Source organism: Bifidobacterium amazonense, from assembly GCF_018555435.2.
In the GTDB taxonomy this organism is placed as follows: Bacteria; Actinomycetota; Actinomycetes; order Actinomycetales; family Bifidobacteriaceae; genus Bifidobacterium; species Bifidobacterium amazonense.
Genome location: NZ_JAFEJT020000082.1, coordinates 1 through 11,276, shown reverse-complemented (window position 1 = coordinate 11,276; position 11,276 = coordinate 1). Strand labels below are relative to the sequence as shown.

Annotated in this window: 9 protein-coding genes; 6 read left to right on the top strand and 3 right to left on the bottom strand. The window is 64.3% G+C overall.

Features of this window, described 5'->3' with window-relative positions:
* Positions 1-169 precede the first annotated feature (169 nt).
* The gene (locus JS533_RS12670) at positions 170-2,035 is read right to left on the bottom strand and encodes an ATP-binding cassette domain-containing protein (protein ID WP_241515090.1); all 1,866 of its coding nucleotides are present in this window, start codon (positions 2,033-2,035) and stop codon (positions 170-172) included.
* A gap of 108 nt (positions 2,036-2,143) precedes the next feature.
* Between JS533_RS12670 and JS533_RS12665 the strand changes: the two genes are divergently transcribed.
* The 3 genes from JS533_RS12665 to glmS all read left to right on the top strand — a co-directional run bounded on the left by JS533_RS12665 (position 2,144) and on the right by glmS (position 4,797).
* Complete coding sequence (locus tag JS533_RS12665; RefSeq protein ID WP_241515088.1) at positions 2,144-2,431, top strand: nucleotidyltransferase family protein; 288 nt, start codon at positions 2,144-2,146, stop codon at positions 2,429-2,431.
* Positions 2,418-2,819: a nucleotidyltransferase substrate binding protein gene (locus JS533_RS12660; RefSeq protein ID WP_241515086.1), complete on the top strand. Its 402-nt coding sequence runs from the start codon at positions 2,418-2,420 to the stop codon at positions 2,817-2,819. The genes JS533_RS12665 and JS533_RS12660 overlap by 14 nt, the downstream gene beginning before the upstream one ends.
* An 85-nt stretch (positions 2,820-2,904) precedes the next feature.
* Positions 2,905-4,797: a glutamine--fructose-6-phosphate transaminase (isomerizing) gene (glmS, locus tag JS533_RS12655; protein WP_241515084.1), complete on the top strand. Its 1,893-nt coding sequence runs from the start codon at positions 2,905-2,907 to the stop codon at positions 4,795-4,797.
* A gap of 34 nt (positions 4,798-4,831) precedes the next feature.
* Here glmS and JS533_RS12650 read toward each other — a convergent pair whose 3' ends face one another.
* Positions 4,832-5,611, bottom strand: coding sequence for a hypothetical protein (locus JS533_RS12650; RefSeq protein ID WP_241515082.1), 780 nt, complete (start codon positions 5,609-5,611; stop codon positions 4,832-4,834).
* Between the two features lie 537 nt (positions 5,612-6,148).
* Between JS533_RS12650 and JS533_RS12645 the strand changes: the two genes are divergently transcribed.
* The gene (locus JS533_RS12645) at positions 6,149-7,000 is read left to right on the top strand and encodes a pseudouridine synthase (RefSeq protein WP_241515080.1); all 852 of its coding nucleotides are present in this window, start codon (positions 6,149-6,151) and stop codon (positions 6,998-7,000) included.
* Between the two features lie 157 nt (positions 7,001-7,157).
* Here the strand turns inward: JS533_RS12645 and JS533_RS12640 are convergent, their stop codons facing one another.
* On the bottom strand, positions 7,158-8,150 hold the full coding sequence (locus tag JS533_RS12640; protein ID WP_241515092.1) for a LacI family DNA-binding transcriptional regulator: 993 nt from the start codon (positions 8,148-8,150) through the stop codon (positions 7,158-7,160).
* A gap of 227 nt (positions 8,151-8,377) precedes the next feature.
* Between JS533_RS12640 and JS533_RS12635 the strand changes: the two genes are divergently transcribed.
* Both JS533_RS12635 and JS533_RS12630 read left to right on the top strand, forming a co-directional pair.
* Positions 8,378-10,453: a beta-galactosidase gene (locus JS533_RS12635; protein WP_241515079.1), complete on the top strand. Its 2,076-nt coding sequence runs from the start codon at positions 8,378-8,380 to the stop codon at positions 10,451-10,453.
* Between the two features lie 202 nt (positions 10,454-10,655).
* On the top strand, positions 10,656-11,276 hold a 621-nt coding region (locus JS533_RS12630; protein WP_241515091.1), incomplete at its 3' end, for an ABC transporter substrate-binding protein.

Here is an 11,276-nt window from a genome sequence, read left to right as displayed (position 1 = left end):
CCAAAATGCGAAGAGCCGCAAAACCGTACGTATGGGATGCGTCAGTGTACGTTTTCGCGGAAACTACCGCAAGACCGTACAGAGGATGCCGCTGTGTGTACGGTTTTGCGGAACCGGCCGCAGAAACGTACGCATACGCATGGATCGGATCGGCGCCGTCGCGTCCGGTTTATTCCAGACTGTCGTGATCCAGTCGGCTGAACATGCCGTGATTCGCGATGAGTTGGTCGTAGGTGCCGGTTTCGGCGATCCGGCCGTGACTGATGACGATGATCCGGTCCATGTGAACGAGCACGTGGGGCCGGTGACTGATGACGATGACGGTGGTGCCGTCCGGACGGTTCACGGTCAGGTCATGGTAGATCGCGGCTTCGGCGGTCGCGTCCACGGCGGCGGTCGGTTCGTCCAATATCCACAACGGTTGGTCGGACAGGAACGTGCGGGCCAATGCGAGGCGCTGCCATTGACCGCCCGACAGGCCGATGCCGCCCCATTGCGCGCCGAGCTGGGCGTCCAGTCCGTTCGGCTGGCCGGCGATGATCGCATCGGCATGGGCACGGGAGAGCCCGTCCCAGAGCTGTCTGTCCGTCTTTCGCCCGTCCGGGTCGATGAACTCGCGCACGGTCACCTCGAGCCTGGTGAAATCCTGGAACGTCATGCTCGTCGCGCCGAGCCGCGCCAACGGGGTCGTGACCGTGGAATCCCCGGGTCTGGGCAGCGAAACCGTGCCGGCATCGGGTTCGAGGATGCCGGCGATGATCTTCGCCAGGGTCGTCTTGCCGGAACCGTTTTCGCCGACGAATGCGACGATCGAGCCGGGATCGATGGAGAGTGAGACGTCGTCCAATGCGGGACGGGCGGCCGCATCGGAAGGATCCGACTGCGTCGTTGCGTCGGAAGCGTCGTCCGTCGTGCCGCCGACCTCGTCGGTGTCGGCTTTATCGTCGTCGTCCGCGATCGGATACCGGTACGTGACATGCTCCACTCGTACGCCCACCGGTCCATGCGTCTCGGGAATCGTCGGGTTCGCCGTCAGTGTGTCCATGAGCCGCCGGTAGGCGATGACCATCGGCGTGGAACTCATGAGCTCGCCGAACGCGTCGCCGGTGCTGCGCGTGACCGACAGTGCGGTGATCACGCCGACCACGGCCGCCGCAACCGTGGCGAGCGCGGCATGATCGTGGACGATGATCAACGCGAACGCGCCGCCCGCAAGCACCGCGAACGCAAGCGCGCTCAGTCCGGCCCCGCGCAACGCCTGCAGCGAGATGCGTCGCCACAGGCCGGACATGGCCATGTAACTGTCGTGCGCCTGTTCGGGAACGCCGAACGAGCCGCGGGTGGCGGCCAGTTCGGTGCTTGCCGGCGGATAGTCCTGCACCTGTTCGAGATAGGCCGCGCGGCGCGAATACCTGCCTTGCAACGGCCATAGGTCGCTGCCGAGCCGCGCGTTGGCGGCCTGCGCGACGAGTTCGGGGATGATCGCCGCGCCGAGCAGCACGGCCGCGATCGGGTTCGTGGTCCACAGGGACGCGGCGAGCATGACCATGGAGAACACGGCGCCTACGACGACGGTCGCGTTGGACGCATGGTCGGCGATGTTGTACGGGATCGCGTCGCGTGCGGCGCGGATCCGGTCGTTGAGATCACGGTCGAGCGTCTGTGCGGGCGTGATGTCGGCCATCGCGCGGGTCAGACGCGTCCGGTACTCCGCACCCAACGGGATCACGAGCAGTTCGCGGATGCGCGACGTGACCTCGTACGAGACGGCGATCACCACCGCACCCAACGTCAACAGCAGAATGACCGCGCCGATACGCATGTCCGAAGGCGAGCCGGCCAGCCCGGTCGGGCCCGTCACCCAACGGATCATCCACACCTGCAACGACGGCATCGCCATCACCAGCAGATTCGACGTCCACATCGCGACCGTCATCGCCGGCCGTATACGCAGCGCATCCGCCGTCGTCCACCACGCCGTCCGCGCCGCATCCCCCAGCAATCCGACCGTCGAGACCAACATGTTTCCCCTCATACAGCTCACGCGACCCAGTGTAGTCCCCGGAACGACCCCGTCGCCGATGCCGGGATATCGCCGCGGGCATCCTACAATGAGGATGTCAGGATGCAGGAAGGGGCGATCATGGTTCCGATCGAGGATGTGTATCGGCAGATCGTCGACTTCGCCGTCGATGCGGGGGCGACGAAGGTCGTGCTGTTCGGCTCGCGGGCAAAAGGCACCGCGAGGCCGAAAAGCGACATCGACGTCGCGATCGCGGGATGTCCCGATTTCGAACGACTGTACCGGCGGCTGCAGGACGACCTATGGTCGCTGCTCAAGATCGACGTGATCGACTTGGACGAGCCGATCACCGGAGAGTTGCGCGACGAGATCGCTACGACCGGGAAGGTGTTGTATGAAAAAGTATGAGAACTACGCCTCGGCGCTGCGATCGTTGCGTCATGCGCCTGAGCAGGACCTGACCAATGAGTTCGTGCAAAGCGGCGTGATCGACAAGTTCGAGCTGCAGTTTGAACTTGGCTGGAAACTGTTCAAGGCGCTGCTGGCATACGAGGGAGATCCGGTGTCGGCTTCCGGCTCGCCTCGCGACGTGCTGAAAACCGCGTTCCAGTACTACGATTTCGTCGACGAAACGATATGGCTGCGCATGCTGCGCGACCGCAACGATTCGGCGCACATCTACGATGTGGACAAGGCGATGCGATTGGTGGACGCGATCATCACCGACTACATTCCCGAATTCGAACGCGTGAATCAAGGACTGCTTGAGCGCTATGGCACCATGCTGACCAAATAGGGGTGGGCGCGGGAATGCGCCGAACGCGTGACGATGGCGGGTCGGGGTTTCGGGATGCAACATGCGTCCGGTAGGGTAGGGCGTTATGTGTGGAATCGTTGGATATGCAGGAAAAGTGGAAACCGCGTGCGGCAAGCCGTTGGAAGTGTGCTTGCAGGGCTTGAAGCGCCTCGAATACCGCGGCTATGATTCGGCCGGCGTGGCCCTCTCCGCCCCCGGCATGGAACGGGTGGCCGTGCGCAAGAAGGCCGGTCGTCTGTCCAATCTCGTCGAGGACATCGAACGCAAGCCCATGCCGGCCGCGACCGTCGGCATCGGCCACACGCGCTGGGCGACCAACGGCGTGCCGAGCGACGTGAACGCGCACCCGCACACCAGCCGTGACGGCAAGGTCGCGATCATCCACAACGGCATCATCGAAAACGCGTCCCAGCTGCGACTCGACCTGCAGGCCGAAGGCTACCGGTTCGCATCCAGCACCGACACGGAAGTCGCCGCGAAACTGCTCGGCAAGATCGTCGACACGATCATCGCCGAGGAAGGCAAGCCGGACCTGTTCAAGGCCGTGCGCCGCCTCGCGCGCATGCTCGAAGGCGCATTCACGATCCTCGCCACGGACTGCCGCCAGCCGGACATCGTCGTCGGCGCGCGCCACGATTCGCCGCTTGTCGTGGGCCTCGGCGACGGTGAGAACTTCCTCGGCTCCGACGTGGCCGCGTTCGTCGCGTACACGAAGCGCGCGCTCGAAGTCGACCAGGACCAGGCCGTGTGCGTGAGCGCCGACAAGGTGATCGTGACCGACTTCTTCGGCAACGTCGTCGAGAACCCGAAGACGTACACCGTCGACTGGGACGCGTCGGCGGCCGAGAAGGGCGGCTGGGACTCGTTCATGGACAAGGAGATCCACGAGGATCCGGCCGCCGTCCAGCGCACGCTGCTCGGCCGACTCGACAAGCACGGCGACATCAACCTCGACGAAGTGCGCATCGAACCGCACGATTTCAAGGCGATCGACAAGATCATCGTCATCGCGTGCGGCACCGCCGCATACGCCGGCATGGTCGCCAAGTACGCGATCGAACACTGGGTGCGCATCCCGGTCGAAGTCGAGCTTGCGCACGAATTCCGCTACCGCGACCCGATCTTGACACCGCGCACGCTCGTCGTCGCGATCTCGCAGTCCGGCGAGACGATGGACACGCTCATGGCGCTGCGTCACGCGCGCGAACAGGGTTCCAAGGTGCTCGCGATCTGCAACACGCAGGGCGCGTCCATTCCGCGCGAATCCGACGCCGTGCTCTACACGCACGCCGGCCCCGAGGTCGCTGTCGCCTCGACCAAGGCGTTCGTTGCGCAGATCACCGCCGCGTACGTGCTCGGCCTGTACCTCGCGCAGGTCAAGGGCGCGATGTTCCGCGACGAAATCCAGTCCACGCTCGACTCGCTCAAGGCCATGCCGCGCAAGATCCAGTGGATTCTCGACACGCAGGCCAAGGCCGTGCAGAAGGCCGCCGAGCAGATGGTGAACGCGAAGTCGTTCCTGTTCCTCGGCCGCCACGTCGGCTATCCGGTCGCGATGGAGGGTGCGCTCAAGCTCAAGGAGATCGCGTACACGTTCACGGAGGGCTTCGCGGCCGGCGAACTGAAGCACGGCCCGATCGCGCTCGTGGACGAAGGCGAGCCGATCGTGTTCATCGTGCCGCCGGCGCGCGGCCGCAACGTGCTGCACGCGAAGGTGATCTCCGGCATCGAGGAGGTCAAGGCGCGCGGCGCGTTCATCATCGCCGTGGCCGAGGAGGGCGATCCGGATGTGGAGCGCTACGCGGACGTCGTGTTCTGGCGGCCGAAGGCGCCCACGCTGATGAGCCCGCTCGTCGACGTGGTGCCGCTGCAGCTGTTCGCCATGGACATGGCCAAGCTCAAGGGCTACGACGTCGACAAGCCCCGCAACCTCGCCAAGTCCGTCACCGTCGAATAGACGCTGGAACTGACTCGTCTAGCGAACGTTGCGGCTACTGGCCGAGCGGATACCAGGTGGGTTCGTCGTCGCCGACGCGGCCGATCACCAGTCGATTGGCCGCCATGCACCCGGCTGCAACCGGATTGCTTAGATCGACGGTCGCCGACGAGTCGTTGGCTCGGTATTTTTCGATATCCTGCTCAAGCTGTTTGACGGTGTATTTCGAATCGGCCAGACCCTCTTGCTTGAGGCAGTCCACGGTACCGGGATAGGGATGTGAATAAAGCTGTGGGTTGCCGATTTGCATGCCGTACACGGTGTCGACGTCAAGCACGTGAATGGTCTTGCAATCGGTGTCGTCTTCGGTGAACTTGTCCCGTTTGCCGGATGCGGGGTCGATGTACGCGCCGGCTTCTTGCATGATGCCGTTTGAGTATTTGATGAGCACCGGCGTCGTGTATCCCTTGTCGACCATACATTGCTTATAGTTCGACCATGCGGCCTCGTAGTCGGAGACGGAGATTTCGCCGCCGTTATCGATGGCGCGCTGCAGTATCGCCTTCTGTTCCGGAGCCATGCGGGTCTGATCGTCGGAGCGCTGCGAGTCCAGGTCGATCAGACGCTGCTCGTATTCCCGCAACGACGAGGCGACTCGTTCGCCCTGCGACGGCGTTTTGCCGTTCTGCTGCGTCGAGGACTGCTGCTGCGCGCTTTGTGAAGCGCCGTCGCCGGGTGACGAGGAACATCCCGGAACGGCGCACAGCATGAGCATGATGCACACGATTGCGGCGGCGTGGATGGTGCGGGCTGGTTGGATTCGGAGCGACTTCATCGTGGTCTCCTTTGCATAGTCGGGCGCATTGTTTCCGGGCCGGCAGTGCATCCCGTTGCTGCATAGTGTGACACGGCGAAAACGGCAACACAACCCGTACGCATGTTGTGTATGCGCGGCGATGCGTGCCGAACCAATGAGGCTTTTCGTATTTGGGTGTGTACGGGCGTGTGGGTGTGAGGGTGTGGGCATGGACGGTACACGTACGCGGCTCATGACCGTTCTTAATGACCCGTCTATGCCCACGCTCCCGTATATGAACCGGATATGCCCACGATCATTGGGCCAAATAGCCCGCTTACACCCACACACAGCGCGGGGTCGATCTTCGAACTGGTTTTCAGCGTGGAAAATGATCCACTTATGCCCACACCCGGTATTCGATGAGGCTGATTCATCGTGTCGGTCAGACGTGGTGTGGGTGGAAACGGTACATGATGAAGACGAGGAAGAATCAGCATTCGAACAGCACCTGAATACGGGGGTTATGATCGTCGTGATGTCGGAATCGTCGTCGGAATCGGGGAAGATGGCGGCATGACGACGCAACATCATCGCTGGGTGACGGACGAGCCGCGGATTCCGTTTGATTTCGACGTGCTGTATGAGGATGCGGGGATCATCGTGATTGACAAGCCGCATTTTCTTGCCGTCACGCCGCGCGGCATGTGGTATCGCGAGACGGCGCTGATCCGGCTGCGCGAGCGGTACGGCGAGCCGGACATCGTGCCCGCGCACCGATTGGACCGGCTGACGGCGGGCGTGGTCGTGTTCGTGCGCGATCCGGCGTTGCGCGGGGCGTATCAGATGCTGTTCCAAGAGCGGCGCACGACCAAGGTGTACGAGTGCCTCGCGCCGGCAGCACCGATTCGGCGGCCGCGGTACGGCACGATCGAACCGCTCGAGCCGCCGCGCGTGTTCCCGCTGCGGCGCCGGTCGCGCATTGTCAAGCAGCGCGGCATCCTGCAGGCGTACGAGGAGTCGGGCTCGGTCAACGCGGAAACGGTGATCGAACTGGGGGAGACGGTCGCGCACGAGCCGGTCGCGCACGAGCCGACGCGAATATCGTCGTACGCATCATCGCAAACGTCAACAGCGCAAATATCAACGCACGCAACGCCGATCCGCGCGTACACGATGCATCCGCGCACGGGCAAAACGCACCAGCTGCGCGTGCACATGAACTCGATCGGCCTGCCGATCGTCGGCGACGACTTCTATCCGCGCATCGAAACGCGCGCGTACGACGACTTCTCCCAACCGCTCGAGCTCGTCGCGCGGCGACTGTCGTTCGTCGACCCGGTCAGCGGCGAGCCGCGCGAATTCGTGTCGCGCGTGCCGCTGGGGATGCCCGGTCTCAGTCGGCACGTGGCAGAAACCGCTCGCTGAGCATGCCGTCATCGGGTCTTTTCTGCCACGGTGGGTTTTACGTGGCAGAAATCGGACGCTCAGGACGTCCCAGACGAGCGAAAACCGCCACGATATAGCGGAACCGCGACAGGGCAAGGCGGTCTCTGTTTGCGAAAACCAGACGGAGCCGCCCCCGTTATGCGGCGTTCAGATCGCGCACGGAACCGCGCTCCACTAGCTCGGTGGGGATCACGGTCTTCACGTTCGCGGGCACGTCCGCGCCTTCGCACAGGTTGCGTACCATCGAAAACGCCTTGCGACCGATACGGTCGAACGGCATGCGCATGGTGGTCAGCTCTAGCCGCGGAATCGTGCCGGCGAGCGAATCGTCCACGCCGATCACGCTCACGTCTTCGGGCACGCGCTTGCCGGCCGCGCGCAGGCCGAGCATCGCGCCGTACGCCATCTGGTCGTTGGCTGCGTACACGGCCGTGCAGTCGGATTCGTGCGCGAGCGCGAGGCCGCACTGGTAGCCGCTGTCGGCCTCCCAGTCGCCCGTGTACAGCGGCGGCACGCTGATGCCGCGGGCCGACAGCGCGTCGCGCCAGCCCTGTTCGCGGCTTTGCGCGGCGCGCGACGTGGCCGGGCCGGAGATGTGATAGACGGTCCGGTGTCCCTTGCTGAGCAGGTAGTCGACGATGGTCTGCGAGCAGCCGTATTGGTCGGCGTCGACGGTCGGGCAGTACGGGGCCGGGTTTTCGCTGAGCAGCACGACGGGCAGTTCGGCGGCCGGTTGGAAGTCGGCGAAGTCGGCGAGCTGCTCTTCCATGACGATGATGACGCCGTCCACGGGCAGCTGCTTCATGCGTTCGACGGCCGCTTTGATGGTGCGGTCGCGGCCGCGTCCGATGGAGTGCACGGTGATTGCGTAATCATCGTTGTTGGCCGCGGTGGCGATGCTGTCGAGGATGCGCGCGTTGCCGAACGACGACAGGTTGAACATGACGACGCCGACGTCCTGGAAACGGCCGTGCTTGAGCGCGCGGGCCGCGTAGTTGGGCCGATAGCCGAGCTTTTCCATCGCGGCTTCGACGCGCATGCGCGTTTCGGGTCGGACCGCGCTGCTGCCGTTGGCGACGCGGGACACGGTTTGGGGCGAGACTCCGGCTTCCTTGGCGACGTCCTGCATTGAGACCGAGGACGTTGATGTGCGTTCCATACTGCTTACTACCTAACTTCTCCATGAAACGGCGGTGTTTTCGTTATCAGAATCTACCATACCATTCCGCGTTCCTGCTGCGCGGGCTGCCACGCCGGATGCTGGACTTTGTCGCTGACGGTGCTATTATGATAACGCAAACATCGAAAGGCTCCGCAGTATGGCGGAACAACACGCGATGCAACGAAAGGACAGCAATGGCGCACAGACCATTCCGTTGGCCGCAGCCACTTGAGGGCCAGGAAGCCCGCATCTGGTACGGCGGCGACTACAACCCCGACCAGTGGCCGGAAGACGTGTGGGACGACGACATCCGGCTCATGACCAAAGCCGGCGTCAACCTCGTCTCCGTCGGCATCTTCAGCTGGGCCAAGATTGAACCGCGCGAAGGCGAGTTCGACTTCGACTGGCTCGACCGCATCATCGACAAACTCGGCAAGGCCGGCATCGCCGTCGACCTCGCCTCCGCCACCGCCTCGCCGCCGATGTGGCTCACCCAGGCCCATCCGGAAGTCCTCTGGCAGGACTACCGCGGCGACGTGTGCCAGCCCGGCGCACGCCAGCACTGGCGTCCCACCAGCCCGGTCTTCCGCGAGTACGCGCTCAAGCTGTGCCGCGCCATGGCCGAACACTACAAGGACAACCCGTACGTCGTCGCATGGCACGTGAGCAACGAATACGGCTGCCACAACCGCTTCGACTACTCCGAAGACGCCGAGCGCGCCTTCCAAGACTGGTGCAAGGAGCGCTACGGCACCATCGACGCCGTCAACGACGCGTGGGGCACCGCCTTCTGGGCGCAGCACATGAACGACTTCTCCGAAATCGTCCTGCCGCGCTTCATCGGCGACGGCAACTTCATGAACCCGGGCAAGCTGCTCGACTGGAAGCGCTTCAGCTCCGACGCGCTCAAGGCGTTCTACATCGCCGAGCGCGACCTGCTCGAAGAGCTCACCCCGGGCCGGCCGCTGACCACCAACTTCATGGTCTCCGCCGGCGGCACCGGCATGAACTACGACGACTGGGGCTCGGAAGTCGACTTCGTCTCCAACGACCACTACTTCACCCCGGGCGAGGCGCACCTCGACGAAATGGCCTACTCGGCCGCGCTCACCGACGGCATCGCCCGCAAGAACCCGTGGTTCCTCATGGAGAACTCCACCGGCGCCGTCAACTGGCGACCGATCAACTACCGCAAGGAGCCCGGCCAGCTCGTGCGCGACGCGCTCGTGCACCTGTCCATGGGCGCCGACGCGATCTGCTACTTCCAGTGGCGCCAGTCCAAGGCCGGCGCGGAGAAGTTCCACACCGCCATGGTGCCGCATGCGGGCGAGGATTCGCAGGACTTCCGCGACGTGTGCGAACTCGGCGGCGACCTGCAGCGCCTAGCCGACGAGGGACTGCTCGGCACCAAGCTCGCCAAGTCGCGCGTGGCCGTCGTGTTCGACTACGAGTCCGAATGGGCCACCGAACACACCGCCACCCCGACCCAGCAGGTGCGCCACTGGACCGAGCCGCTCGCATGGTTCCGCGCGCTCGCCGATCAGGGCGTGACCGCCGACGTGGTGCCCGTGCGCTCCGACTGGGATTCGTACGAGGCCGTCGTGCTGCCGAGCCTGTACATTCTGGACGAGGAGACCACGCGCCGCGTGCGCGACTACGTGGCCCGCGGCGGCAAGCTGTTCGTCACCTACTACACCGGCATCTCCGACGAGAAGGACCACATCTGGCTCGGCGGCTACCCCGGTTCGATCCGCGACGTGGTCGGCGTGCGCATCGAGGAGTTCGCGCCGATGGGCACCGACTTCGAAGGCACGCTCGATCACCTCGACCTGACCAACGGCACGGTCGCGCACGATTTCGCCGACGTGATCACGTCCGTCGCCGATTCGGCGCGCGTGCTCGAGACGTACAAGTCCGAGCCGTGGGTCGGCATGAACGGCGTGCCGGCGATCACCGTCAACGAATACGGCGACGGCAAGGCCGCGTACGTCGGCTGCCGACTTGGCCGCGACGGCATCGCCAAGAGCCTGCCCGAACTGCTCGACGCGATGGACATCGACGTGCCGTCCGTCGCCGGCAACGGCGATGTGCTGCGCGTCGAACGTACGAACGAGACCGGCGACGTCACGTTCGCGTTCCTGTTCAACCGCACGCACCGGTCCGTCACTGTGCCGGTCGACGGCGAGACGATCGTCGCCTCGCTCGCACAGGCCAACGACGACGGCACCGTGACGATCGACCCGAACGGTGTCGCCATCGTCAAGCGCTAGTCCGGCCCGATCTGATACGTCGTATAGATCGACGGACAACGGCTCTCTTCGCACATCAACGCGAGGGGAGCCGTTTTTCTATGCCTTCTTATGCTCCGGTGTGTAGACTCGATACGGATATCGGCCACCGGCATACTGGCATCATCGGCAGCAAGGAGCGGCGAACATGAGCGCACGGCAGACCATCGACCATGCGAAACGCATGCTTGCCGCCGCCTGCGCGCTCGTCGCCACGATCGCGCTCGCCGCATGCGGGCAGCGGGACACGCGCACCGAAATCGTCGTATGGTCGTGGGAGCCCAGCATGAGCACGCTGGCGCGCGACTTCGAAAAAGCCAATCCGGACATCCGCATCACCATCAAGAACACCAGCGGTTATGAGAACCTCAACAGCGCGATCCAGGACGGCTACGGGCTGCCCGACGTCGCACAGCTCGAATACTTCGCCCTGCCGCAATACGCGGTCAGCAGCCAGCTGCTCGACATCACCGACCGGGTCGACGGCTACGACAGCGTGTACACGCCGGGCACGTGGGCGTCCGTGCACCTCGGCGGGCGCGTGTACGGCCTGCCGATGGACTCCGGACCGATGGCGTTCTTCTACAACGAGGATGTGTTCCGTCAGGCTGGCGTGGACGCCACCAAGATCACCACGTGGGACGACTATTACCAGGCCGCGAAAAAACTCAAGCAGATCGGCGTGTACATCGCCGCCGACTCGGGCGACGCGAGCTTCTACGACGCGATGATCTGGCTCGCCGGCGGCCGCCCGTTCCACACGTCGAACGACGGCAAAACCGTGACCATCGACCTCGCCGACGAC

Coding starts and splice junctions, on each gene's coding strand:
- JS533_RS12650 (WP_241515082.1), bottom strand. CDS start 5,611: ATGAAGTCGCTCCGAATCCAACCAGCCCGCACCATCCACGCCGCCGCA.
- JS533_RS12645 (WP_241515080.1), top strand. CDS start 6,149: ATGACGACGCAACATCATCGCTGGGTGACGGACGAGCCGCGGATTCCG.
- JS533_RS12640 (WP_241515092.1), bottom strand. CDS start 8,150: ATGCAGGACGTCGCCAAGGAAGCCGGAGTCTCGCCCCAAACCGTGTCC.
- glmS (WP_241515084.1), top strand. CDS start 2,905: ATGTGTGGAATCGTTGGATATGCAGGAAAAGTGGAAACCGCGTGCGGC.
- JS533_RS12635 (WP_241515079.1), top strand. CDS start 8,378: ATGGCGCACAGACCATTCCGTTGGCCGCAGCCACTTGAGGGCCAGGAA.
- JS533_RS12660 (WP_241515086.1), top strand. CDS start 2,418: ATGAAAAAGTATGAGAACTACGCCTCGGCGCTGCGATCGTTGCGTCAT.
- JS533_RS12670 (WP_241515090.1), bottom strand. CDS start 2,035: ATGAGGGGAAACATGTTGGTCTCGACGGTCGGATTGCTGGGGGATGCG.
- JS533_RS12665 (WP_241515088.1), top strand. CDS start 2,144: ATGGTTCCGATCGAGGATGTGTATCGGCAGATCGTCGACTTCGCCGTC.